The sequence below is a fragment of the Winogradskyella sp. genome (assembly GCF_028289625.1).
Lineage (GTDB): Bacteria > Bacteroidota > Bacteroidia > Flavobacteriales > Flavobacteriaceae > Winogradskyella.
This window is the reverse complement of the sequence record NZ_JANQOM010000057.1, coordinates 1-24,498: the sequence shown is the minus strand read 5'-3', so window position 1 is coordinate 24,498 and position 24,498 is coordinate 1. Positions and strand designations below refer to the sequence as shown.

Annotated in this window: 23 protein-coding genes and 1 pseudogene; 8 read left to right on the top strand and 16 right to left on the bottom strand. The window is 35.9% G+C overall.

Annotated elements, in window-relative coordinates:
• Window positions 1–241, top strand: a pseudogene (locus Q0992_RS11455) (M1 family peptidase); the annotation flags it as partial.
• On the top strand, window positions 241–1,125 hold the full coding sequence (locus Q0992_RS11450) for a patatin-like phospholipase family protein (RefSeq protein WP_299524177.1): 885 nt from the start codon (window positions 241–243) through the stop codon (window positions 1,123–1,125). The pseudogene Q0992_RS11455 and the gene Q0992_RS11450, both read left to right, overlap by 1 nt.
• A gap of 84 nt (window positions 1,126–1,209) precedes the next feature.
• Here Q0992_RS11450 and Q0992_RS11445 read toward each other — a convergent pair whose 3' ends face one another.
• A complete protein-coding gene (locus Q0992_RS11445) occupies window positions 1,210–1,728 on the bottom strand; it encodes a hypothetical protein (RefSeq protein ID WP_299524174.1) in 519 nt (172 codons plus the stop codon).
• 6 nt (window positions 1,729–1,734) lie between these two features.
• Window positions 1,735–3,297 (bottom strand): FMN-binding glutamate synthase family protein, encoded by a 1,563-nt coding sequence (locus Q0992_RS11440; RefSeq protein WP_299524172.1) that lies wholly within the window; start codon window positions 3,295–3,297, stop codon window positions 1,735–1,737.
• Window positions 3,298–3,436: 139 nt separating this feature from the next.
• On the opposite strand from Q0992_RS11440, the gene Q0992_RS11435 reads away from it, so the two are divergent.
• Window positions 3,437–5,764, top strand: a complete 2,328-nt coding sequence (locus tag Q0992_RS11435; protein WP_299524169.1) for an ATP-dependent helicase — start codon at window positions 3,437–3,439, stop codon at window positions 5,762–5,764.
• A 1-nt stretch (window position 5,765) separates the two neighbouring features.
• Here Q0992_RS11435 and Q0992_RS11430 read toward each other — a convergent pair whose 3' ends face one another.
• Window positions 5,766–6,707, bottom strand: a complete 942-nt coding sequence (locus Q0992_RS11430) for a hypothetical protein (RefSeq protein WP_299524167.1) — start codon at window positions 6,705–6,707, stop codon at window positions 5,766–5,768.
• Window positions 6,704–7,678 (bottom strand): hypothetical protein, encoded by a 975-nt coding sequence (locus Q0992_RS11425; protein ID WP_299524164.1) that lies wholly within the window; start codon window positions 7,676–7,678, stop codon window positions 6,704–6,706. Before Q0992_RS11425 ends, Q0992_RS11430 begins: the two co-directional genes overlap by 4 nt.
• Before the next feature lie 117 nt (window positions 7,679–7,795).
• Here Q0992_RS11425 and Q0992_RS11420 point away from each other — a divergent pair, with 117 nt between their 5' ends.
• On the top strand, window positions 7,796–8,416 hold the full coding sequence (locus Q0992_RS11420; RefSeq protein WP_299524130.1) for an L-threonylcarbamoyladenylate synthase: 621 nt from the start codon (window positions 7,796–7,798) through the stop codon (window positions 8,414–8,416).
• Here Q0992_RS11420 and Q0992_RS11415 read toward each other — a convergent pair.
• Window positions 8,413–9,624, bottom strand: a complete 1,212-nt coding sequence (locus Q0992_RS11415; protein ID WP_299524127.1) for a multidrug effflux MFS transporter — start codon at window positions 9,622–9,624, stop codon at window positions 8,413–8,415. The genes Q0992_RS11420 and Q0992_RS11415 overlap by 4 nt on opposite strands.
• A gap of 83 nt (window positions 9,625–9,707) precedes the next feature.
• Between Q0992_RS11415 and Q0992_RS11410 the strand changes: the two genes are divergently transcribed.
• Window positions 9,708–10,163 (top strand): DUF1572 family protein, encoded by a 456-nt coding sequence (locus Q0992_RS11410; RefSeq protein WP_299524124.1) that lies wholly within the window; start codon window positions 9,708–9,710, stop codon window positions 10,161–10,163.
• Window positions 10,164–10,375: 212 nt separating this feature from the next.
• On the opposite strand, the gene folE is transcribed toward Q0992_RS11410, so the two are convergent.
• From folE to Q0992_RS11385, 5 genes are all read right to left on the bottom strand, one after another.
• On the bottom strand, window positions 10,376–11,044 hold the full coding sequence (folE, locus tag Q0992_RS11405; protein WP_299524121.1) for a GTP cyclohydrolase I FolE: 669 nt from the start codon (window positions 11,042–11,044) through the stop codon (window positions 10,376–10,378).
• A gap of 10 nt (window positions 11,045–11,054) precedes the next feature.
• Window positions 11,055–11,468, bottom strand: a complete 414-nt coding sequence (locus Q0992_RS11400; RefSeq protein WP_299524118.1) for a MerC domain-containing protein — start codon at window positions 11,466–11,468, stop codon at window positions 11,055–11,057.
• Between the two features lie 237 nt (window positions 11,469–11,705).
• Window positions 11,706–13,031, bottom strand: coding sequence for a hypothetical protein (locus tag Q0992_RS11395; RefSeq protein ID WP_299524115.1), 1,326 nt, complete (start codon window positions 13,029–13,031; stop codon window positions 11,706–11,708).
• Window positions 13,028–14,437, bottom strand: a complete 1,410-nt coding sequence (locus tag Q0992_RS11390; RefSeq protein WP_299524112.1) for a DUF3526 domain-containing protein — start codon at window positions 14,435–14,437, stop codon at window positions 13,028–13,030. The genes Q0992_RS11395 and Q0992_RS11390 overlap by 4 nt, the downstream gene beginning before the upstream one ends.
• A 5-nt stretch (window positions 14,438–14,442) precedes the next feature.
• Complete coding sequence (locus tag Q0992_RS11385) at window positions 14,443–15,144, bottom strand: ATP-binding cassette domain-containing protein (RefSeq protein WP_299524110.1); 702 nt, start codon at window positions 15,142–15,144, stop codon at window positions 14,443–14,445.
• A 79-nt stretch (window positions 15,145–15,223) separates the two neighbouring features.
• Here Q0992_RS11385 and Q0992_RS11380 point away from each other — a divergent pair, with 79 nt between their 5' ends.
• The 3 genes from Q0992_RS11380 to Q0992_RS11370 all read left to right on the top strand — a co-directional run bounded on the left by Q0992_RS11380 (window position 15,224) and on the right by Q0992_RS11370 (window position 18,925).
• Window positions 15,224–15,604: a Fur family transcriptional regulator gene (locus Q0992_RS11380; protein WP_299524107.1), complete on the top strand. Its 381-nt coding sequence runs from the start codon at window positions 15,224–15,226 to the stop codon at window positions 15,602–15,604.
• Between the two features lie 249 nt (window positions 15,605–15,853).
• Window positions 15,854–17,128, top strand: a complete 1,275-nt coding sequence (locus Q0992_RS11375) for a ribonucleotide-diphosphate reductase subunit beta (RefSeq protein WP_299524104.1) — start codon at window positions 15,854–15,856, stop codon at window positions 17,126–17,128.
• Window positions 17,129–17,131: 3 nt separating this feature from the next.
• Window positions 17,132–18,925 carry a ribonucleoside-diphosphate reductase subunit alpha gene (locus Q0992_RS11370; RefSeq protein WP_299524101.1) on the top strand — a complete coding sequence of 598 codons (1,794 nt, stop codon included), beginning with the start codon at window positions 17,132–17,134 and terminating at the stop codon, window positions 18,923–18,925.
• A gap of 73 nt (window positions 18,926–18,998) precedes the next feature.
• Here Q0992_RS11370 and Q0992_RS11365 read toward each other — a convergent pair whose 3' ends face one another.
• The 6 genes from Q0992_RS11365 to Q0992_RS11340 form a co-directional block, all read right to left on the bottom strand.
• Entirely contained in the window at window positions 18,999–20,540 is a 1,542-nt protein-coding gene (locus tag Q0992_RS11365) for an acyl-CoA carboxylase subunit beta (RefSeq protein ID WP_299524098.1), read from the bottom strand.
• A gap of 6 nt (window positions 20,541–20,546) precedes the next feature.
• Window positions 20,547–21,986 carry an acetyl-CoA carboxylase biotin carboxylase subunit gene (accC, locus tag Q0992_RS11360; RefSeq protein ID WP_299524095.1) on the bottom strand — a complete coding sequence of 480 codons (1,440 nt, stop codon included), beginning with the start codon at window positions 21,984–21,986 and terminating at the stop codon, window positions 20,547–20,549.
• A gap of 107 nt (window positions 21,987–22,093) precedes the next feature.
• Entirely contained in the window at window positions 22,094–22,570 is a 477-nt protein-coding gene (locus Q0992_RS11355) for an acetyl-CoA carboxylase biotin carboxyl carrier protein subunit (RefSeq protein ID WP_299524092.1), read from the bottom strand.
• 83 nt (window positions 22,571–22,653) lie between these two features.
• A complete protein-coding gene (locus Q0992_RS11350; protein WP_299524090.1) occupies window positions 22,654–23,331 on the bottom strand; it encodes a PrsW family glutamic-type intramembrane protease in 678 nt (225 codons plus the stop codon).
• Complete coding sequence (locus tag Q0992_RS11345) at window positions 23,328–23,885, bottom strand: NUDIX domain-containing protein (RefSeq protein WP_299524088.1); 558 nt, start codon at window positions 23,883–23,885, stop codon at window positions 23,328–23,330. The genes Q0992_RS11350 and Q0992_RS11345 overlap by 4 nt, the downstream gene beginning before the upstream one ends.
• A gap of 32 nt (window positions 23,886–23,917) precedes the next feature.
• On the bottom strand, window positions 23,918–24,498 hold a 581-nt coding region (locus Q0992_RS11340), incomplete at its 5' end, for a M28 family peptidase (protein ID WP_299524085.1).

The window sequence follows — 24,498 nt, the reverse complement described above, 5'->3', positions numbered from 1 at the left end:
GAATTTGAGCACTCCTTTTTATCAGACTGGTGATAAGCAAGGGCTTTTTGAAGAATTGTTAAGTTATACGGATGAAAAGCATAATACCGATTTAAGAATGAAAGCTTTTCAGTATTTAGGCCTCATGAAATCTTGCAATGCTAAATGCAAAGCCAATTTAGAAAATGCCAAATCGCATCATAACTGGCGAATGGTTAAGTATGCAAAACAATTATCCGAAAAACTTCAAAACAAACAGTAATGCGGGCATTAGTGATATCTGGTGGTGGAAGTAAGGGTTCATTTGCAGGTGGAGTAGCACAATACTTAATTGAGCGAGAAGAACGCGAATATGATATGTTCTTAGGCACATCAACAGGAAGTCTTCTAGTGCCTCATTTGGCAGCCAATGATATTCCTAAACTCTATGACATATTCACCAATGTACAGCAGCAAGATATCTTTAGTGTGAGTCCTTTTGTACAACGCAAAAAAGGGGATAGGGAGTATGTGTCTATAGATTTTGTGAACTCTTTGTGGCAATTCATTAAAATGAAGCGAACCTTTGGGGAAAGTAAAGCGCTAAAGCGTAATATCCGTAAGAATTTCACCTGGGAAGAATATCAAAAAATTAAGGACACCAAGCACGATGTGGTGGTTACGGTTTCTAATTTGTCTATGAATCGGGTCGAATATAAGTCCATCCAAGAGTGCTCATACGAAGAATTTTGTAATTGGATTTGGATTTCGTGTAATTATATTCCGTTTATGTCATTAGCTAAGGTCGATGGTTATGAATATGCTGATGGTGGATTGGGATGTGTGATTCCGATTAGGGAAGCTATTTTAAGAGGTGCAACCGAAGTGGATGCTATTGTGTTGGAAGCGGAAAGTATGGGTAAACAACGTGTTTTGGGTAAAAACCCCTTTTCGTTAATGATGAATTTATTTGGCCATTTATTGGATCAGGTAGAGCGCAATGATATTATCATAGGTCAGTTAGCTGCTAAAAACAACAATGTGAAGCTAAATTTATATTACACTCCAGTGAGCCTAACAGAGAACTCACTAATTTTTAGCAAGCGTTTAATGGAAAAGTGGTGGCAGCAAGGCTACGATTATGCCGAAAAAAAACATGCTGTTTAAGTAAATAGTTAATCTTCGTAGTTTAGAGTTTTGCTACAAGTTGAAATTATTGGAATTTATTTTTTAAGATTTAGTTGTTGTCTTTCACCACAATTCACCCACTTCTTGTTTAATGAATGATAAGGCTGCATTACTTGGCGCAGGTTTGTCCATTAATTCGGTTAAAACTACTTCGCGTAACTTGTTGGCCGTATCTGTTTTTTCATTCATGTTGGCTTTTCTTATAAGTTGAATCGTAGCGTTCTTGGCGGCAATTATAATGTTCCAACATTGGTCACTTACATAGATTTGCTGTGATAAATTATGTTCAAATTCTTGTTCAATAGTTGCTATAAGTAAATTTTCATAATCCTCTTTATTTGAGGATGTTGGATGTATTCTTGTTAATAACTTTGAGGGTGATATACGTTCTAGAAATAGCGACATGCGCTCATAGGCTTGAAGTCGAATCGGGAAAGCTTCTTTTTGTAAGTCCTTAGTGATTAAAAAATTACGTCTGTTATTTTCGTTATCTACATGTTCTCTAAAAAATAAAAAGGCAATAGCACCAGTGACTAAAGCCGGAATAGTGTACATTAAAAGATCGATGAGTTGTTGTTCCATAAAAAATTAGTTCTTCTTTTTTCCGCCAAGATAAACACAATCTTTCAAATGTTGCATACCTTTGAATTGAACAGGCGTTTTTTCGTATTTAAATGTTTGGTCAAAGTCTTTGGTGAGATTGTGGTCATCAACATTCATTTCAATATCATTCATATTAAATTGGCAAGGATGTTCGTATCCTGCCGCATTTGTAATCTCAATCAATTCTTTTTTAAAGGTTTTGAAATACTGGGCTAAGCGTTCGGACTTCAGAGGCACATTGATACCGTTTTGCAACCATTTACTTTGTGTAGCCACACCAGCAGGACAGCGATTAGTATGACATATTTGTGCCTGTATACAACCAATGCTCATCATAGCTTCTCGTGCTACATTGATACAGTCCACACCCATAGCAAAGGCCATAGCAGCTTTTGCAGGAAAGCCTAATTTACCACTACCAATAAATACAATACGATCGGTGAGGTTGCGTTTTTGAAACAATTTGTAAACATCACTAAAGCCATAAATCCAGGGTAGTGAAACATGATCTGCAAAACTTGGTGGTGCAGCACCTGTACCTCCTTCACCACCATCAATGGTTATGAAATCTGGACCGCGATTTTCTTTTGCCATGATGTCAGCAAGCTCTTCCCATTGATCGAGTTTCCCGATGGCTGCTTTAATACCCACAGGTAAACCAGTGGCTTCGGCAATGCGTTCAATAAAATCAACAAGCTCTGGGACATTAGAAAAGGCCTTATGAGTTGGTGGTGATAGAACGGTTTTACCAACTTCAACGCCTCTAATTTCCGCGATTTCCTTAGTTATCTTTTTTCCTGGCAATACACCGCCTTTGCCTGGTTTGGCACCTTGTGATAGCTTAACTTCTACAGCTCTTATAAAAGCGTTGTTTTCTACAAGTTTTACCATTTTTTCCATTGAGAAGCCGCCATCTTCAGATCTTACTCCAAAGTACCCTGTTCCGAAGTGAAACACAACATCGCCACCATTGCTATGGTAAGGAGACAAGCCACCTTCACCAGTATTATGATAAGCATCAGCGATTTTTACGCCTTTATTTAATGAGTCAATAGCTTTAGCAGATAAAGAGCCAAAACTCATAGCTGATACATTAATAATGGAAGCGGGTCTGTAAGGGCGCTTACGTTTGTTGTATTCTCCCATCACCTTAGCACAAGGCACAAAGCTTTTATCTAAAGCACTTGGGTGATTATCCTCTACCTTATAAGGCATCATTGCATTGTTTATGAATATATGTTGATGCGCATAAATATCTCTATCTGTTCCGAAACCTTCATAGTTGTTTTCTTTTTTTGCTGAAGCATAAATCCAGCCACGTTCAATGCGATTAAAAGGTAATTCTTCTCGGTTGTTAGCCACAAAATACTGACGCATTTCCGGACCAATACTTTCCAATAAATAACGAAGATGACCAACTATTGGGAAGTTGTGACTAATGGTGTGCCTACGTTGAAAGAAAATGTCTCTAATAGCAACCAAAGCTAAAGCAATTATAATCCAGAGCCACCAAGAAATACTGCCTAAGAATTCTAATACGTCATCCATAAATAAGGATTTAAGTTAGCCTCTAAGATATTGAAAAATGATAAAACAAAACTCTTAATAGATTGTTTATAATTATTAGTTTTTATGCATGGAAAAACCTTATACTATATGTATTTTCACAGTTCGAAAAAACTAAATTTTGGAACAATACCTTAGTCAACTTAACGATGCACAATTAGCGCCAACATTACAGAAAGATGGTGCCATGATAGTCATAGCAGGAGCAGGATCTGGTAAAACAAGGGTATTGACCTACCGTATCGCTTATTTGATGAGTCAAGGTATTGATGCCTTTAATATTTTGGCTTTAACCTTTACGAATAAGGCGGCTCGAGAAATGAAAGGTAGAATTGCGAATATTGTTGGTGATAGTGAAGCAAAAAACCTTTGGATGGGCACCTTTCACTCTGTTTTTGCTAAGATTCTCCGATTTGAAGGGCATCATTTAGGATTTCCTAGTAATTTTACAATTTACGATACACAAGATGCTCAAAAACTTTTAGGCTCAATCATCAAGGAGATGAACTTGGATAAAGATATTTATAAGGCCAAGCAAGTTTATAGTCGTATTTCTTCTTATAAAAACAGTTTGATTACTGTAAAAGCGTACTTCAACAATCCTGAACTCATGGAAGCTGATGCTATGGCGCGACGTCCAAAAATGGGAGATATATACAAGGAGTATGTAGACCGCTGTTTTAAGGCTGGTGCTATGGATTTTGATGATTTGCTATTGAGAACTAATGAATTGTTGACACGTTTTCCTAGTGTTTTGGCACAATACCAAAGTCGATTCCGTTATATTTTGGTCGATGAGTATCAAGACACCAATCATTCGCAATATCTTATTGTTAGAGCCTTAGCAGACCGTTTTCAGAATATTTGCGTTGTAGGTGATGATGCGCAAAGTATCTATGCGTTTCGTGGGGCCAACATTAATAATATTCTGAATTTTCAGAAAGACTATGATGATGTCAAAGTCTATCGTTTAGAGCAGAACTATCGCTCCACAAAGATGATTGTAGGCGCAGCAAATTCTGTAATTGAACATAACAAAACCAAGCTCGATAAAATTGTATGGACGGCTAATGAAGTAGGAGATAAGGTGATAGTTCATCGCTCTATGACTGATGGTGATGAAGGACGTTATGTAGCGAGTACGATTTGGGAAACCAAGATGAACAAACAACTCGCTAATAGCGATTTTGCTGTGTTGTACCGTACCAACGCACAGTCGCGTGCTATAGAAGATGCCTTAAGAAAGCGTGATATTCCATATCGCATTTATGGAGGTTTGTCATTTTATCAGCGTAAGGAAATTAAGGATGTTACGGCTTACCTGCGACTCATTTTAAATTCTTCGGACGAAGAAGCCTTAAAACGCGTGATAAACTATCCTGCTCGTGGCATAGGACAAACCACAGTAGATCGTTTAGTAGTTGCAGCAAATGCAACTGGTAAGACCATATACGATATTATGAAAGATATTGATAACCAAGCTATCAATATTAATAATGGCACTAAGAACAAACTCAAGGATTTTGTGACGCTTATTGAGAGCTACAAAGTAATGAATCAGAATGCTAATGCTTTTGAATTGGCAGAACATGTGGCTAAAACAAGTGGCTTAATTCGTGAGTTGAATAAAGATGGTACACCTGAAGGTGTTACCAGAATGGATAACGTTCAGGAATTGTTGAATGGTATTAAGGATTTTGTGGAAGGGCAGATCGAAGTTGCTGATAGTACAGGCTCCTTGGCGGAATTTTTAGAAGACGTTGCTTTGGCAACCGACTTGGATGGTGATAAAGGTGACCCTAACCATGTGGCATTGATGACGATTCACTTGGCGAAAGGATTAGAATTCCCACATGTTTTTATAGTGGGTATGGAAGAGGATTTATTTCCAAGTGCCATGAGTATGAATACCAGAAGTGAGTTGGAAGAAGAGCGTCGTTTGTTTTATGTTGCCCTAACTCGCGCCGAAAAACAAGCTTATTTAACCTATACCTTATCACGTTATCGTTGGGGAAAATTGATTGATGCAGAACCAAGCCGCTTTATTGAAGAGATAGAGGATGAGTATATCAATATCACCACTCCGTTAAAAGAACAGCGTTTTAACCCGATGTTGGATGCTTCTATTTTTGGAGATATAGAACCGAATAAAGTACGGTTTGCCAAGCCTAAATCACCCAAGTTCAAGAAGAAGGAGACTAAAAAAGCCGAGCCATATAAGATTAGCACACCAAAAAAGCTGAAACCTGTGCGTCAATCCAATGGTGCTTCTAATTTATTTGACACTAAACTAACCGTTGGTAATATCGTTAACCATCAACGCTTCGGTAGAGGTGAAGTTTTGAAAATAGAAGGCTCGGGTGGGGATTTAAAGGCTGAAATAAAGTTTGAAAATGGAGATACCAAGAAGTTATTGTTGCGATTTGCAAAGCTTGAAATAATAAGTTGAGCTACTTCTTCACCATACACACTGAGTTAATATTACCCTTGTAATCGTATTCTTTGAGGGTGTTTTCTGGATCGGTAATCCAGTTGCCATCTACAATAAATTTATATTGGTATTTTCCGCCAGATAATTTTTTGCTATAAATCCAGCAGTCATCTATTTTAATCATCTCACAGTCCTCTTCAGACCAGTCATTAAAATCACCACTAAGAATCACCTTTTCTGCATCTAAATAATCACAAAGTCGGAATTCAACTATTTTTTGGACATCAATTACAGAGTTGTAACCGCCAAATTCATTCATAACCTTAGACGGGTTTTGTGGATCTTCGATCCAATGATGTTTATCTATGATGAATTTGTACTGGTAGACATCTGGTCGCAATTGTAAGGTGATTTCCCATCCATTATCATTGGGTTTCATTACAAACCCAGATTCATCCCATCGGTTAAAAGTACCACTTAGAATAACACTCTCAGCGTCTTTGTAACCTTTGAGTTTAAAGGTAACGTTACCATAATCCGTGGCGAAAGCGCTATACAATTTTAAGTTATAAGTCATTAGGTGATGGCCTTTGTAATCTAAGGCATCAACTATATTTTCAAAATCATCTGAAGGTTCTGCCCAATGTTTACCATTGACTATAAATTTAAACTCCCAATCAAAATCTGAAGTGAAAAAAGAAAGCTCTTTTCGCAATTCATAAATAGAATCATTGACCTTGGCCATTTTCCACTGATCTTTGGCCCAGTTGTTAAATTCTCCTGAAACGCAAACAAAATCTATGGTGTCACCATTATTTTTAATGTTGGGGTAGTCATTAACATCGAATATAAAAACAACCTCGTCTCCTTCTATTTTATATCCTTTTATGTTTTGGGAGTATATATTAAAAGTTAAAAATAGAAAGCTTAGAATTGTTATTATATCGGTTTTAATTCTCAATGCTTAATTATTGGATTTGCTATAAAGTAGAGTTTCTTTTTTCTGTAATTGATAATGGTTCTTTTCTGAGCGAAGAATTCAAAACCTAGGATACCATCGAGTTTAGTACCAAACGCACTATTCATTTTTCTTAAATTGGTAAGTACCGTTTTCATGGGACCAAAGTAAATTGAATCATTCAATTTAACCCTATACAATTTCCCTGCCAAAACCCTTTTTTTCTTACCACTGGCACCTGTTAGCTTTAATTCTTGGCTAGGGTAAAAATAGTCTAAAATTTCTGAACTCAGTTTTTTATTAAGCTGATTGTACTCTGCAGCCGTATCTAATCCAAATTTTACACTTTTATCACCTATATAGGCATCTAATATTATGGTGTGCTTTTTAAGCTCAAAATCAATACTATCTTGAATGGTTTCTGCATAAACCTTATCAGATAACTTGTTGCCTTTTTTATCAACCTTTGTCAAGGTTAACTGATTTAGATGCATATCTATAAAGATTTCAAAATCCTTTAAAACACTATATCCGATGATACCCAGTAGTCTGATTTTCTTTGATTTTTCAATATGGGACAAATCAATAACATCTGCGCTTAGCTTTTTTAAATCGATAGTATTGAGACTGAGTACATTGAGATGTTTTTCTTTTACAGCTTCAATATCATTATGGATGCCACTTTTCTGTTGCCCATCGTATCCATATTTTCTCGAGGGCTTAAAATGTGCACTGTTTATAATTAAGGATTCCGATCCGGTATCGATAATAAAATTACCTTCTTTATTAAGAAGCCCAACTTCTACAACAATAAGTTGGTCAATGACTTTAAAGGGTATACGCGTCGTGGAGGCGTTAACATATTCTGCCTTTGTAAAATAAATTGGCAGAATATCCTTGGCAGGAATAATTTCGTTTGCGAAAAGTTTCGAAGAAATTAATAGTACAATTAGTATTTTGATTGATTGATGCATGTTAATTTTGATTGAATGATTGATTGATGCATATTATATAGACTTAAAGTTAATGCACCTTGTTACACTATATGAAAATATTATACTTTTTTTAGCATTTATGCGTATCTTTAAGTTATGGCAGAGTTTATTAAAATATACCCAGAAAACCCCAACCCAAAGGCCATTCAAAAAGTTGTGGATATCCTAAAAAATGGAGGTTTAGTAATTTACCCAACGGATACGGTTTATGGTTTGGGCTGTGATATTACCAACCTTAAAGCTTTGGAGCGTATTGCGCAAATTAAAGGTGTAAAGCTTGAGAAATCTAATTTTTCTTTTGTTTGTGAAGACTTGAGCAATCTCAGTGACTATGTAAAGCAAATAAATACAACAACTTTCAAGATTCTTAAACGCGCCTTGCCTGGAGCATATACATTTATTCTTCCTGGGTCAAAGAGCCTGCCCAACCCATTTAAAAAACGAAAAACAGTCGGTATAAGAATACCAGACCACTCTATTACTTTAGCTTTGGTAGGTGGTTTGGGTAACCCAATCGTATCAACTTCGATTAGAGATGAAGATGACATTATAGAGTATACAACAGACCCAGAACTTATTCTTGAAAAGTGGGAAAACCTAGTGGATATTGTCATTGATGGCGGGTATGGAGGAAATGAAGCTTCTACAGTTATTGATTTATCCGTTGATCCACCAGAAATTATAAGGGAGGGTAAAGGAAGTTTGGAGATATTTTAGATTTCCCTTAAAACTTTTGAAGCTTTACTGCTGTTGATATAGAAAAGCACTAGCGAGATTAGCCCACAAATCAAAAATCCAATAAACAGCGGAGTCACTGAATTCACTACAAACTTACCAATGTAATCGGCTATTGGTACTGCCATAACAGTCGAAATGAATCCGTTTAAAGCGGAACCAATTCCTGCAATATGGCCCATAGGTTCCATAGCTAAAGCACGCAAGTTTCCAAATAAAAAACCAATAGTGAAAAATTGTAGTGCAAAAAATGTAATCAAAATACCTATACTCGGATTATTTCCTGAATTATAGAATAGTATAAAAAGAAGCGAAATCAAGATAAAACTTATCATAGCGATATGTACAATACGCTTCATACCAAATTTTATAACTAACTGACTATTTAAAAATGTAGCTAAGCCCACAGAAATAGCTAAACTTGCAAAAATTAGTGGAAACTCGTCAGCCAAATCATATTGCTTTTCAAAGATTTGTTGTGATGTGCTGAGATACACCATAAAGGAACCAGTAATAAAACCAGAAAGCAATGTGTAAATGACTGCAGATCTAATTTTAAAAAATTTTGCAGTTCCTGTTTTAAATATATTTAAGCGATATGGAATCCTGTATTTATCCTTTAAGGTTTCGGGCTGCCTTATCCAAAACCATAGCATAACCATAAGTCCAAAAATTAAATTGAAAGTGAATATGAACTGCCAATTATAATGATTCATGAGGTATTGCCCTAAGGTTGGTGCAATTACAGGAACTAGAATAAATACCATAACCACAATAGAGATAATCTTAGCCATATAGTCCCCTTCGTAAGTATCTCTAATCATAGCGATGCACATGGTTCTTGGACAGGCCAATCCGATACCTTGAAGTACGCGTCCAAGAATCATCATTTCAAAACTTTTTGTGGTAACACATATTAAAGAAGCAATAACAAACAGAATAAAACCTGTATAGACTATTGGTTTTCGCCCAAAACTATCGGATAACGGCCCAAAAATTAGCTGTCCAATACCTAAGCCGAGGAAAATAGAGGTGATTAGTTTTGGGTTTTCTAATGGGTTACTAACACTCAAATACTCACCGATTTTTGGTAGTGCAGGCAAAACCGCATCAATAGATAATGCTACAATAGACATTAGTGCTGCCATTAAGACTACAAACTCAAATTGTGACCGTTTTTGGTTTTGCATGGCGCAAAAGTAAGCTAATTATTGTCTATTTTTGAGTAGATACAATATGTAAATCTTATACTACCATTTAATACTTCACCAAAATGCTGACAGATACATTAATACGAGTTTTTAAGAGAGACCTTAATAAATTAAAAGATGAAATCAATGCTTACAAAGACGAAGCTAACCTGTGGTTAGTGTCGGATGGAATTTCAAACTCAGCCGGTAATTTATGCCTTCACCTTGTTGGTAATTTAAACCATTTTATTGGAGCTACTTTGGGTAATTCGGGATATGTGAGACAACGCGAGTTAGAATTCTCGCTCAAAAACGTGCCAAGATTAGAAATGATACAACAAATAGATAATACCATTCCCATTGTTGAAGGTACTTTAAGTCAACTAGATGCACCTGATTTACAAAAAGAATACCGGAGAAATCCATTTGAGGACTTTATGACCACGGAATACTTTTTAGTTCATCTCACTACGCATTTATCATATCATTTAGGGCAAATCAATTATCATAGACGTTTATTCGACGAGCGTAAAGGCTAAACACGATTTAATAAAAAGACATAATGAGATTTTTGCAAAAGGAAGCTTATAATAACACCATGAAAAAAGACCAAGAAAAAATTATGGAAAATCATAAAGAAGGTGAACCCAGAGACAAAAAATAATCACATGGTGATGATAGCGAAAAAGCCCACCATTTTAAAGGTGAGCTTTGTAACAAATCTTAGTTTAATATTAACTAATTAAACACATTAAAATTGATTTCTCAACAAATCAATTTGCTTTAAAACGGTGTTGCGTTCTTCTATATTTTGAAAACAACCACCATATTCCATTGTTGTGGTAGAACTTTGCTTATCTTTTATACCTCTTGATGATACACACAAATGCTTGGCATTAATGATAACAATAACATCTTCGGTATCTAGTGCGTCTTGTAAATCTTTCAGTATTTGAAGGCATAGACGCTCTTGCACCTGTGGTCTGTGTGCATAATAATCTACCAAACGATTAATTTTTGAAAGTCCAATGACTTTATCTTTTGGAATGTAGCCTATATGAGCTTTTCCTACGATAGGTAGAAAGTGGTGCTCACAAGAGGAATCTATGGTAATATCCTGCTCAAGGAGAAGCTTTTTATAACCATATTTATTACTGAATGTAGATATTCTAGGACGATTATTGGGATTAAGACCATAAAACAATTCTTTCACATACATTTTTGCAAAACGATATGGTGTTCCTGATAAACTATCATCATTGAGGTCTAATCCGAGTTCATGCATAATGGCCTTAAAGTGTCGTTGAATGACTTCAATTTTTTCGTCATCAGACTTGTCAAATGCATCAGCTCTTAATGGCGTATCTATACTTGTTGAAATGTGAGCATCTCCTAAAAGCTCAATATCCTCTTTTCTCATTATCATAATTTTAACTTGTAGAAGCACAGCAATTTTCATCTTTGCATTGGCAGTACTTTTTGTTGTAAAGATGTAAAATAATTAGTGCGATAGCTGGTATGTAAATTGAAATTTCTGGTAGATGTAAAATTTCAAACTTCTCGTTTAATATACCTGCGCATAGCAAAACCCAACTGATCCATAATGCTCTAACCACCAATGGTTTTGAGCTGTTTTTTGCGGACCAATAAACAGCGAAGAAAGAGATAATAATAAACAATACATCTATAGCTGACCACCATATTGGGACATTAGTGCCATGGGTTGCAGCGCTTGTTTGCGCTAAAAAAATAAATGGTGTAACAATACAATGGATTAAGCATACACCACTGGACAATGCACCAATAAAATCTGAATTTTTTTCTTTTAAGGATTTAGTAATCATATGTTTTAAATGCAACTGAGTTGCAAAAATACTACAAATTCAATAATGCCGCAAAGTTGTCATGAATTTATTTAACAGACTCCTTGTTTCATTTACACATTAGAATTGATTAAAGAAAGTAATTTTACTTATCTATTGATGGATTTGATTTATAGCCCAGCAACTGAATTGATTTTTTAGTATCAATTATCTCTTGGGTTAAGTCAATTGAATAAATTATGATTGCCTTTTCTTGCCTCATTTATTGACATCATTTAATGTACTTAGATAACCTAAATATGTTTTTTTATCTACTTGCACATCATTCCATATATCTAAAACCATGGTTTCATTCTGTAGGTCAACCAACAGTTGAATGTCGTCCCTGTAGTTTTGATAATCGTCAAAGTGGGTTTTTGTGAGATGGTTAAATTTATTTTGAAATAATGTCACAGGATTAATCCAATTGAAGCCTTTGATGGCATTATTTTTTTGGTAGTAGCTTTCCTCAATAGGCTTTAGACTATTTTTAGTCATCTCATTTGCCAAAGCGGGAGCGGATTCGTTTCGCGCTTTATTTTGTTTGAGACTATCATTCATCACAATACTGTTTAGTATTTTTGGATATTTTGCATTTAACTTCTCCTGTAAAACACTATCAGGAAGTGCATACAACTTATTTTTTTCATCACGTTGAGCATCAATAAAATCAGTCATAAGATTTGCTGGATATTGTGTACTTATCCATTGATGTACAATGCCAGGAATAATAAAAGTGAAAAGTAGCCAAGCACCAACCATTTTTAAGGTGTTACTTATACTGGTCGACCCAAGTTGGATTATTACTCCAAAAACAGCAGTCCAAATAAGCAAATAGATTATTGTCCATAAGAGAAACACAAAAAAACCATTTACATCTTTATCAAATATATTGGTTAAGAAACCTCCATAAACAAACAGCAATGCCAGCAGTATTATAATTAGGATAAAATAAAAACCAATTCTATTCCATAACCAGCTTTGTATACTGGCTGCTTGTACATTAATTAATGGCAAAATACCAGAATCTACTTCAGCACCCTTAATGTTATAAAGGCATATCATGAGCAATAATGGTAACAAATAAATAATAGCAAAAGTAAAATCCAAATTACCTGTCTGTAAACGCTCGGGATTGGCTATTTCTTCAACCATATCCGCATCGTAAGGACTACTCATAATTGTTAAACGCTTGTAATAGCCATATTGCTCGGCTTGTCCAACCCCATAAACCATAAGAGGCGAGGGAGTTTTAAAGTGATATATGTTAGAATACCAGATTGCCCAAAACGGTTCATTGACATTTACCCAAGGCCGTTCAGAAGGCCCTTTTTCATTTTTGTCATAAAATGCAATAATCTCAGCTTGGGATTCTTTAGACTGAGCTTTGATTCGTTCTATTTCAGATATTTGTATGTTATATAAATTTGATGCGTTATGTAACCCATATATTGAAGCTATAAGGAACAGTACAACAGCAATAACTTTAAATGTACTTCTTGTAAAATGAATCCACTCGTATTTGAGAATAGCCAATGTTTTCATACCACTACCATACGTTTAGTTCCATATAAAACAAGCCCAATAATCACAACCGACCATAAGGCTAAAATTGTAAAGTCTAAGGTATATTGCCTCCAAACACTCTTAAGACTAGTGGTTTTATATTCAAAATCTTTTACGGATTTAAAAAAATCATTTTGTGCTTTCCATCCCCAATCGCCTGTTTTAGAGCCACCAAAGGCATGTTTGTCATTGAGCTGTTTTATGAAAACTCGCCTGTAATCTTCAACTTGTCTTTGAAATTTCTGGTGGTGCAGATTGTCGTTGCCAGTATATCCCATACTAGAGTTTTGAAGCGAAATCAACGGACTGAGAAAACCAAAAAATTGAACTTTTTTCTTTTGCTTTTCGAGGACATCAGACAGGTTTCCGAAATGTTTATCCCAAACCATATTACCATATTCTTCGTCTTCTTGCATTCTAATACCATCAAAATTAATTGGGAGTTGCGATAAGCTATCTACTTGATATTTTGCTAAAAATTTTTCTTCTAAAGCTTTTCCACGCTCATCTGAAGGATTGTGCCCATCAATGCCTTTGGAGCGGTCTTCTCGCATGGCGGTTTTAAACTCATTGCGACTCGGTAATGGATGCCATTTCTCAACACTGTTCATTACAATATTTGGAACAAATACTGTCCATAGTATCCATATACCAATCATACTCGTTAACGCTAGCGTTGAATTTTTGAAGCGTGCTGTAAGAAAGACCGTAAGGCCAACAATGATAAAGTAATAAAGGCTATAACTCAGTATAAAAAGCGCAAGCCTATAAGCGATATCAGAACTGAAACTATTTAAGTTTATAAACGTATAGAATAGTACTGAAAAGCTCAATAGAAATAGACCAAACAACCAAATAGCAATGACCTTTGACATCATTAGTTTAGAGGTATTAGCACCTTGTAGCAATAGGATTTTTAATCGACCTTGCTGTCGTTCCGAATTTATTGATGAAAATGCCAGAAAAATGAGGAGTAAGGGAACAATATACTGAAGCAGAAGAGAGGCTTTTAATTTACCAAACTTTGAAATGCTCATCATTTGGGATGCTTCAGAATGTATCATCTCATTTTGCACATGTCCCTCAACTCTTAACACATTACCTGTTACACTATTGACGCCTTCATCTAAATTTGTTAAAATATTAGTAGGCTTAAATACATAAGTTCCATAATGCGCAGCACTGTGAGGATTCATTGAATCAATACTTTCCCATTGTTCTCTTAGCTCGTCTTTAGCAATATTATAGGTAGTCCGTTGCTTTTGGTACTGTTTATGGGAAAGGAAAATGGCGAATACAAAAACTAAAATAAAGCTAATACATAACCCTAAAAGTATTTTATTTCTTAGCAGTAATCGCCATTCGTTTAGTATAATCTGCCACATAATATCTAGTTTTGCATGTATTGCAGATAAAGGGCCTCTAATTCGTTAGCACTTACATCCTTACTATTTAGTTCTTTCACTAAGACCCCATTTTTTAATATGCCAATACGATGACAGACCTCACGAACCCTGAAGATGTCGTGTGATGCCATTAAAATACTCGTACCAGATGATGCTATGGATTTTAACAACTCAGATAATTCATTACTTGCTAAGGGGTCTAAACCACTGGCTGGCTCGTCTAATAATAGCACTTTTGCCTTTTTAGCATAGGCAACTGCAATACCGACCTTTTGGCGCATTCCTTTTGAGTAGGACGAGATTTTTTGCTTATGTGCCTCTGCCTGTAGTCCGCAAGTACTCAGAAATTCTTCAAGCTCAGGTTCACTGTATTTTAGATTTGCAATTTTGCAGAAATAGTCAAGATTCTCAATACCAGAAAGGTGGTTATAAAGACTAACATTTTCAGGAATGTAACCTATTAATTGTCTTGCGGTCTCAGAATTATTTATGGCATCCACATCGTCCACTTGGATTGCCCCAGAATCTGGTTTAATAAATCCTAATAACATATGTATTGTTGTGGACTTACCTGCACCATTAGCACCTAGAAGACCTAAGATTTCACCTTTTGCAATATCCAAGCTAAGATTATCTACTGCTATGTTACCTTTAAATGATTTCGAAACTTGACTAAGCGTTATCATAATATATATGTTATTGCAACTGAGTTGCAAAAATAATAGAAAATTTGATAATGCAACGCCGTTGCATTAAATTTGCAGTATGAGTATTAAGCGAAAAACCAAATCTGTAAGTATTATTTTGTCCATATTTGAAAATAGACAAGAAGCTATCTCTGTCGTTGATTTAATAGAACAATTAGAGGGACAAATGAATAAGACTACTGTGTATCGAATTCTTGAGCGTTTGGAGAATGACGGGACCATACATTCTTTCACAGCAACTAATGGCTTAATGTGGTATGCGAAATGCCGTAAATGTTCTGCACATCAACATAATGATACCCATCCGCATTTTGAATGCAAAGATTGTGGAAAAGTAGAGTGCTTGGAAGTCAATATTTCTATCCCTAAAATAGATAATCGTAACATCCAATCTGTGGATGTAATATTAAAAGGACAATGTGCAGATTGCATGCCCTAAAATTTCAATTTTTTTTAAAAGAAAGTGACCAATTGACGTTTTTGGGTTAAAATTTACCATCGATTTTTTTAATTTTTGACCGTTAAATTGACATGAAAATCATTCAAGATTTTCATTTTTTTTAGTGTTTATCAATGTTATCTTAATGTTAATAACAGTGTTAAAAAAATAGAAATCCAACTATAGAAAAAAGGAGGAATAAATTGGATATTTGAAACTATTCAAAATTAATTCTAAATAATATTCCTCATGCAAATAACCCATATTCTTAAACGCGATTTTTCTACAAAGCCTTTTCAATTAAGTAAAATTACCAATGCTGTTTTAAAGGCTATGACGGCTTTAGAACATGGAAATCTTGAGGATGCCGAACGTATATCTAAACAGGTTAATGAGCTGTTAATCAAGCAAAAAGAACGTGAACCTAACTATGTGCCAACCGTTGAAGAAATACAAGATGCAGTTGAAAACGCTTTAATGCAAAATTCGTTTTTTGATGTCGCTAAGGCTTACATACTTTATAGAGATGAACAAGCAAGAAAACGTAAGAGTAACATCTTTGAAAAACGTATCAATCTTAAACCATATGAGTACCCAGATTTGTATGAATATGTACCAGCTATAAGACATTCATATTGGATACATACAGAATTTAATTTTACAAGTGATATACAAGATTTTAAAGCTGGTCTTAACGATGTTGAGCGTAGCGCCATCAAAAATACCATGTTGGCTATTTCGCAAATTGAAGTTGCCGTAAAATCGTTTTGGGGAGATATCTATCACAAGATGCCAAAACCAGAGATTGGTTCGGTAGGGGCAACATTTGCTGAGAGCGAAGTTAGACACCATGATGCATACTCACATTTGTTGGAAATCTTGGGTTTAAATAAAGAGTTCAAAACTCTAAAAAAGAAACCAGTGATGATGCGTCGTGTACAATATTTGGAGAATGCCCTAAAGAATTCGAAAAGTGACGATAATAGGGCTTATGCAGATGCAGTATTATTATTCTCGTTATTCATTGAGCACGTATCATTGTTTTCTCAGTTTTTAATCATCATGGCTTTTAACAAACATAAGAATATGTTGAAAGGCATTTCAAATGTAGTTGAGGCAACATCTAAAGAAGAGCAAATCCATGGTGATTTTGGTATCGATATTATTAAGATTATAAAGGATGAAAATCCAGAATGGTTTGATGATGATTACCATACAGCAGTTCAGGATATGTGTAGAGAAGCATTTGACGCAGAGAGTAAAATAGTGGATTGGATTTTTGAAAAAGGAGAGATAGATTTTTTACCTAAAAATGTGGTTAACGAATTCCTTAAGAACAGATTTAATAAGTCGCTAGAGAGCATCGGCATAGATCCAGTTTTCAATGTAGACGAAGCTTTAGTATCAGAAACAGAATGGTTTGATGACGAAATTATAGGCACTAAGCATGGTGACTTTTTCGTTAAGCGATCCATAAATTATAGCAAAAGAACCCAAAGTATAACCAGTGATGACCTTTTTTAAAAAATGACAGAGAACAAATTAACAACTAACACAGAAACTAAATCAAACGAAACAATCACAGACAACACATTAATTAATGCCAGAAAAAAATCATTACAGCAAATAAAGCCTAAAACTCAAGGTGATTTTAATTGGTTAACCGAACACAGTCGTAAGTTCTTAGCCTCTGGATATTTAACTGACGGTGTAACCGCCGAGGAGCGAATTAAGGAAATTGCTGATAGGGCAGAGCAGATATTGGGAATACCAGGATATGCAGAGAAGTTTTTTAACTACATGTCTCTAGGTTATTTTTCCCTGTCATCTCCGGTTTGGTCAAATTTTGGAAAACGAAGAGGCTTGCCAATTTCCTGTTTTGGATCTCATGTGGACGACGATATGGGTAATATCCTATACTCTCAATCTGAAGTGGGAATGATGTCTAAACTTGGTGGTGGTACCTCAGGCTATTTTGGTAAAATAAGACATCGTGGTGCAGCGGTTAAAAATAACGGACAGGCGTCTGGAGCAGTTCATATTATGCAGTTGTTTGAATCTATGGTAGATGTGGTAAGCCAAGGCTCTGTTAGACGAGGACGTTTTTCACCTTATTTGCCTATTAATCATCCAGATATTTTGGAATTCTTAGAAATAGGGACAGAAGGAAATCCAATTCAAGAATTGACTCATGGCGTTACTGTAACTAATGATTGGATGCAGGAAATGGTTGATGGTGATGTTGAGAAGCGAACCGTTTGGGCAAAAGTGTTACAGAGAAGAGGCGAAATGGGTTATCCTTATATCTTCTTCACGGACAATGCCAATAATGGTGCTGCTGATGTCTATCAGGATAAAAAACTGCCAATTTATGCCAGTAACCTTTGTACGGAAATCATGTTGCCATCAAGCGATGACTGGTCGTTTGTATGCTGCTTATCGTCTTTAAACGTATTGCATTATGATGATTGGAAAGACACTGATGCTGTTGAAACCATGGTCTATTTCTTGGATGCTATTATTACTGAGTTCACCGAAAAATTAGAAACGTACAAAGATTCTACAAGTAGAGATGACCAACAAACTTTCTTATTTATGGAGCGTGCCTATAATTTCGCCAAGGATAATAGAGCATTAGGTCTAGGTGTCTTGGGTTGGCATTCTTTATTGCAATCTAAGATGTTAGCATTCAACAGTCAAGAAGCTTTTAACTTGAATAGTGAAATATTTAAGCTTATAAAAGAAAAATCGTACAAAGCATCGGAAGAATTGGCAGAACGTTTAGGTGAGCCTAAAGTGTTAAAAGGTTATGGCCGAAGAAATACAACTTTAAATGCCGTAGCACCAACAACCTCTTCTGCATTTATTTTAGGACAGGTATCACAAGGTATCGAACCTATTTGGTCCAATATTTATGTTAAGGATATTGCGAAAATTAAAACGACAATAAAGAATCCTTACCTCGTTGAGTTCTTGGAATCAAAAGGAAAAAATACAGCAGAAGTTTGGAGAAGCATTAGGGATTATGATGGCTCTGTTCAACATCTTGATTTTATGACGGATGAAGAAAAAGATGTTTTTAAAACTTACTCAGAGATTGACCAATTGGATATTATCTATCAAGCTGCTAACCGACAAAACCATATTGATCAAGGGCAGTCAGTAAATATTATTGTACATCCAGAAATGTCGGTAAAAGAAATTAATAAGATTCATGTAACGGCCTGGAAATTAGGTTTAAAATCGCTTTACTATCAGCATAGCATGAATGCTGCACAAAAGTTCAAACAGAAAAAAGAGTGTACAAGCTGTGAGGCCTAAATCTCTTTGAACTTTAAAATAAAAAACCCGATTGTAAAATATCGGGTTTTTTGTTTTTTCTTATTAAAAAGACTTATAATGGAATATTACCATGTTTGCGTTTAGGTACACCTACCTCTTTGTTCTCTAGCATACTAAACGCCTTGATTAGCTTTCTTCTGGTATTTTTTGGTAAAATCACTTCGTCTATATAGCCACGTTCTGCAGCACTGTATGGATTGGCAAAAAGCTCAGCGTATTCCGCTTCTTTTTCTTTCCATTTGGCTTCAGGATCTTCGGCACTTGTAATTTCTCTTTTAAAGATGATTTCTGCGGCACCTTTGGCTCCCATTACCGCAATTTCGGCATTAGGCCAGGCAAAATTCATATCGGCACCAATATGTTTAGAGTTCATCACATCATAAGCACCACCATAAGCTTTTCTTGTAATAACCGTTACCCTTGGTACTGTAGCTTCACTAAAGGCGTACAATAATTTGGCTCCATGAACAATAATACCATTCCACTCTTGGTCAGTACCAGGTAAAAAGCCAGGAACGTCTTCCATTACTAATAATGGGATATTAAAAGCATCACAAAAACGTACAAAACGCGCGCCCTTTTTTGAGCTTTTAACACCAAGGACTCCAGCTAAAAACATAGGTTGGTTGGCTACAATACCAATCGATTTTCCACCAAGTCGTGCAAAACCTACAATTATATTTTCGGCATAGTCCTTATGGATTTCATAAAAAGAACCTTCGTCTATAATTCCGTCAATAACGCTATGCATATCGTAAGGTTTGTTAGGGTTATCTGGTACGATATCAGATAAGCTTTCCCTAACTTCATCCTTTAACTCAAATACAATATCCTCAGGTTTTTCTCTATTACTTTGTGGTAAATAGCTCAATAATCTCTTTATATCTTCTAGGCACTCAACGTCATTTGCAGAGGTTTTGTGGGCCACACCAGATTTAGTGGAATGCACACTTGCACCACCTAACTCTTCACTCGTAACTTCTTCGTTAGTCACAGTTTTAACAACATTAGGTCCAGTTACAAACATATAACTTGTGTCTTGTACCATGATGGTAAAATCCGTCATTGCTGGTGAGTACACGGCACCACCAGCGCAAGGTCCCATAATCGCAGAAATTTGTGGAATAACTCCAGATGCCTGGACATTTCTATAAAAAATATCAGCATAACCTCCGAGAGAACGTACACCTTCTTGAATACGAGCCCCACCTGAATCGTTCAATCCAATAATTGGAGCTCCTACATTGACGGCCATATCCATGATTTTACAAATCTTTTCGGCATGGGTTTCAGACAATGAACCACCAAAAACTGTAAAGTCTTGGGCAAATACATAAACTAGTCTCCCTTCAACCGTACCATAACCTGTCACTACACCATCACCGTAAAACTTTTGATTTTCCATACCAAAATCCTTAGTTCTGTGTGTCACTAAAGCACCAATTTCTTCAAAAGAACCTTCGTCTAACAAGTAAAGAATTCGTTCTCTGGCGGTCAGTTTTTTCTTTTGGTGTTGTTTGTCGATTCTGGCTTGACCTCCTCCTAATTTAGATAAGGCAATTTTTTCGTTTAGGGTTTTTATTTTAGTATCCATAGTATCTTAATTAGGTAGTCTTAATAGTTTTTGATCTTCTAAATATTGCTTAAGTGCAAGTTTGGCAGCTAGTTCAGCTTCTATTTCGCTAGCTTCTTCAACGATGCTAGGGGAATAATAATTCTTTACAAAATGAGTGTCGAAATTACCACTTCTAAAGGCTTCATGTTTACAAACAAATCTACCGAAAGGTAGGGTAGTCCGCACTCCTTTTACTTTATAATTATCAATGGCGTAGATCATCCACTCAATGGCCTCACTTCTGGTTTTACCATAAGTAATAAGCTTTGATAGCATTGGATCATAATAAATCGGAATATCCATACCTTCTTCAAAACCATTATCCACTCGGACATTTTCACCCTTAGGTAGTTTGTATTCTTCTAAATTCCCTACGCTTGGTAAAAAATCATTCATTGGGTCTTCTGCATAAACACGGAGTTCAAGGGCATGTCCATTTATTTTAAGATCTTCTTGCTTAATATTTAATTCCTCACCACGTGCGACTTTGATTTGTAATTCCACCAAATCTACACCAGAAATCCACTCTGTCACAGGATGTTCTACTTGAAGTCGTGTATTCATCTCGAGAAAATAGAAGTTGTGGTCGGCGTCCATTAAGAATTCTACGGTACCTGCACCAACATAATCACAGGACCTTGCGACATTAATAGCTGCCTGTCCCATCTTGTCCCTTAGTTGTGGAGTAAGAATAGCTGAAGGCGCTTCCTCAACTACTTTTTGGTGACGTCTTTGAATGGAACATTCGCGTTCAAAGAAGTGGAGGTAATTACCATGCATATCAGCCATGACCTGAATTTCGATATGTCTTGGAGATGTGACATACTTTTCAACAAAAACCGAACCATCACCAAAAGCCGATGTGGCTTCACTAATGGCACGTTTCATCTGACTCTCAACATCCTTTTCTTTCTCTACAATGCGCATACCTTTTCCACCACCACCAGCTGCAGCTTTAATAAGAATAGGAAAACCAATCTTTTTAGCAATGGCTACAGCTTCCTTTGGATCCGTAACGGCACGGTCAACACCAGGCACCATAGGTATGTTATAATCTTTGACCGCTTCTTTTGCTGCCAATTTGTCTCCCATCATTTTTATAGCTTTAGATCGTGGCCCTATAAAAATGATACCATTGGCTTCGCATAACTCGGCAAAGTCGGCATTTTCACTTAAAAAGCCATAGCCAGGATGGATAGCATCGACGTTTAGCTTCTTGGCGACTTCAATAATTTTGTCGCCTCTTAAATAGGACTCGCTTGATGGAGCTGGGCCTATACAAACCGCCTCTCCAGCATATTTAACATGTGGGGCATGACGGTCTACTTCGGAGTAAACGGCAACAGTTTTTATACCCATTTGTTTTGCAGTCCGCATAACACGAATGGCAATTTCCCCGCGGTTGGCTACTAGTATTTTTTTCATAAAAGTTTCTTTTGTTGTCACTTCGAGTGATTTTGATAAAAATTTTATCGAGAACTTCTCGATACATTTTATTCATGCTTCACAAAACACTCGAACTGACCATAATGTTATTCGAATTCTATTAAAAGTGAATTTTTTTCAACGGTGTCACCTTGTTTTACATTAATGGATTTTATAACACCTTCGCGTGGTGAGTTGATCACATTTTCCATTTTCATGGCTTCTAAAATGAGCAAGGCGTCATCTTCTTTGACCTCTTGGCCTTCTTTTACATTAATCTCTAAAATTAAGCCTGGCATTGGTGCCTTAATATCGCTGACTTTTTTTGATGAACCAATTTCAAAGCCTAGAGCAGAAATTTGCTGATCTAATGTGTCATTTATAACGACATCGTAGATATTGTTGTTGACTTTTATGCGGTACTGTTTTTTATTGAACTTAGCATCTAAAATTTTGGCTTTTATAGATGCATTGTTATGAAGTATGTGATACTGATGTGTCGAGGCTTCAACAGCATCAAGTTGTTCTACTGCTTCTTTGTTTATATCAAACTCATAAGAAGCGTTAACTTTTGCTTTATACATAGATAAGTGTTTATTAAACTTTGGCTAAATTAAATTATAAAGAAATCCTAAAATATGAAATTAATCATGTTTAGGAAAAGAGTTTACAAAGATTTAAAGTTTGAATTGTCCTGATGACGTTTTATGGCTTTCCTAGACAGAAAAACAGCAATTAATAACGACATAAATGCACCGATAGAGATGCCTGGAATAAATCTGATAAACAAAAAGAAATCGTAAGCACCATGGAAAAGCACTGCTAAAAACAAACCAGCCATATTCAACTTAAACCGATGGTTCGAAAATTTAGCTTTACCCATATAATAACCCATTAAAATACCAAACGTTGCATGTGCAGGAACAGCAGTAAATGCCCTTAATACTGCAGTTTCAACTCCGCCTTGTAAGACATACATGATATTCTCGGTACATGCAAAACCCATGGATACCATCACCGCATAGATAATGCCATCAAAAGGTTCATTAAACGCCTTTTTAGGCTGCGCAAAGTATTTAACGATAATATATTTACTGAATTCCTCAGATAGCCCAACAACTACAAATGCTTGAATAAACTGTTGCCACACGCTATACTGATCCGTAATTGGAATAAACTGTCCTGTGAATAAATAAAGTGCAGTTACTATTAAAATGCTGACTATACCACCGAATAAAAAATTGGCTATTAATAAACCGATAGGTTCTTTCTCATGTTTATCTTGAACATAAATGTAAATAAGAATCACCATTACTGGCGCAACTGCCATTAATACCAAACTCATAGGGCAAGTTTTTCTTTAATGGCGTTTAAAACGAAGCCATAATAAGCTTTATTGGTCGGTATAAAATGAAGATTGGTGGCACTGTTTTCCAATAAAATTTCAAATTCGTTAAGCGAGACTAATTTTAAGGCTTCAACTTCATTTTCCTGAGGAATTAAATTCTCTAAACTTACTTTTAACTCTGCTATATATACTTGATGAAACTCGTTATCTTGTATTTTGCCGTCTTCATAAGAAGACTCATGAAGTTTTATACCGATTTTAGTTAGTGCTTCTGCTTGTAATTGCAATCCTATTTCCTCTTTGGTTTCTCTTAAAGCTGCCTCAACAAATGACTCACCTGCATCGATATGACCTGCTGCGGAAACATCCCAAAGTAATGGGTGGATGACTTTTTTGTGAGAACGTTGCTGCAATAAAATTTCCCCTCCCTTGGTATACAACCATAGATGAATGGTATTATGATACCAACCATGTTTATGTGCTTCAGACTTTAGAGCAATCTTACCTGTGGGCTCACCATCTTGGGTTACAATGTCAATATACTCGTCCATATAAAAAGATTCCCACATACTGTGGGAATTGATTACTTGAAATAACTAAATGTTTCTCCGCTTTCTATTTTTAAGAGGGTTTCATAAATCAGTCGTATCACATTCTCAACATCATTTTTATGTACCATTTCTACTGTTGTATGCATATAGCGCAGCGGTAAAGAAATTAAGGCTGAAGCTACACCACCATTACTATAGGCAAATGCATCGGTATCCGTTCCTGTGGCTCTTGATAATGCTGCACGTTGAAAAGGTATTTTCTTTTCTTCTGCGGTATCAGTTATAAGGTCCCGTAATTTTTGTTGTACAGCAGGCGCATAAGCTACTACCGGACCTTTGCCAATTTCCGCATAACCTTGCTTCTTTTGGTCTATCATTGGAGTAGTGGTGTCGTGCGTTACATCTGTAACAATGGCTACATTTGGATTTATAGTCTCTGTAATCATTTCGGCACCACGTAAGCCTATTTCTTCTTGTACGGAATTGGTGATATACAAACCAAAAGGTAATGTCTTTTTATTTTCGTGAAGTAAACGTGCCACTTCGGCAATCATAAATCCTCCCATTCTGTTGTCAAGAGCTCTGCAGACAAATTTATCTTTATTGAGGATAT

Bases quoted from the DNA above. Each gene is read 5' to 3' on its own strand.
- Q0992_RS11450 (WP_299524177.1), top strand. From the start codon at position 241: ATGCGGGCATTAGTGATATCTGGTGGTGGAAGTAAGGGTTCATTTGCA.
- Q0992_RS11445 (WP_299524174.1), bottom strand. From the start codon at position 1,728: ATGGAACAACAACTCATCGATCTTTTAATGTACACTATTCCGGCTTTA.
- Q0992_RS11440 (WP_299524172.1), bottom strand. From the start codon at position 3,297: ATGGATGACGTATTAGAATTCTTAGGCAGTATTTCTTGGTGGCTCTGG.
- Q0992_RS11425 (WP_299524164.1), bottom strand. From the start codon at position 7,678: ATGCATCAATCAATCAAAATACTAATTGTACTATTAATTTCTTCGAAA.
- Q0992_RS11420 (WP_299524130.1), top strand. From the start codon at position 7,796: ATGGCAGAGTTTATTAAAATATACCCAGAAAACCCCAACCCAAAGGCC.
- Q0992_RS11415 (WP_299524127.1), bottom strand. From the start codon at position 9,624: ATGCAAAACCAAAAACGGTCACAATTTGAGTTTGTAGTCTTAATGGCA.
- Q0992_RS11410 (WP_299524124.1), top strand. From the start codon at position 9,708: ATGCTGACAGATACATTAATACGAGTTTTTAAGAGAGACCTTAATAAA.
- folE (WP_299524121.1), bottom strand. From the start codon at position 11,044: ATGAGAAAAGAGGATATTGAGCTTTTAGGAGATGCTCACATTTCAACA.
- Q0992_RS11400 (WP_299524118.1), bottom strand. From the start codon at position 11,468: ATGATTACTAAATCCTTAAAAGAAAAAAATTCAGATTTTATTGGTGCA.
- Q0992_RS11395 (WP_299524115.1), bottom strand. From the start codon at position 13,031: ATGAAAACATTGGCTATTCTCAAATACGAGTGGATTCATTTTACAAGA.
- Q0992_RS11390 (WP_299524112.1), bottom strand. From the start codon at position 14,437: ATGTGGCAGATTATACTAAACGAATGGCGATTACTGCTAAGAAATAAA.
- Q0992_RS11385 (WP_299524110.1), bottom strand. From the start codon at position 15,144: ATGATAACGCTTAGTCAAGTTTCGAAATCATTTAAAGGTAACATAGCA.
- Q0992_RS11380 (WP_299524107.1), top strand. From the start codon at position 15,224: ATGAGTATTAAGCGAAAAACCAAATCTGTAAGTATTATTTTGTCCATA.
- Q0992_RS11375 (WP_299524104.1), top strand. From the start codon at position 15,854: ATGCAAATAACCCATATTCTTAAACGCGATTTTTCTACAAAGCCTTTT.
- Q0992_RS11370 (WP_299524101.1), top strand. From the start codon at position 17,132: ATGACAGAGAACAAATTAACAACTAACACAGAAACTAAATCAAACGAA.
- Q0992_RS11365 (WP_299524098.1), bottom strand. From the start codon at position 20,540: ATGGATACTAAAATAAAAACCCTAAACGAAAAAATTGCCTTATCTAAA.
- accC (WP_299524095.1), bottom strand. From the start codon at position 21,986: ATGAAAAAAATACTAGTAGCCAACCGCGGGGAAATTGCCATTCGTGTT.
- Q0992_RS11355 (WP_299524092.1), bottom strand. From the start codon at position 22,570: ATGTATAAAGCAAAAGTTAACGCTTCTTATGAGTTTGATATAAACAAA.
- Q0992_RS11350 (WP_299524090.1), bottom strand. From the start codon at position 23,331: ATGAGTTTGGTATTAATGGCAGTTGCGCCAGTAATGGTGATTCTTATT.
- Q0992_RS11345 (WP_299524088.1), bottom strand. From the start codon at position 23,885: ATGGACGAGTATATTGACATTGTAACCCAAGATGGTGAGCCCACAGGT.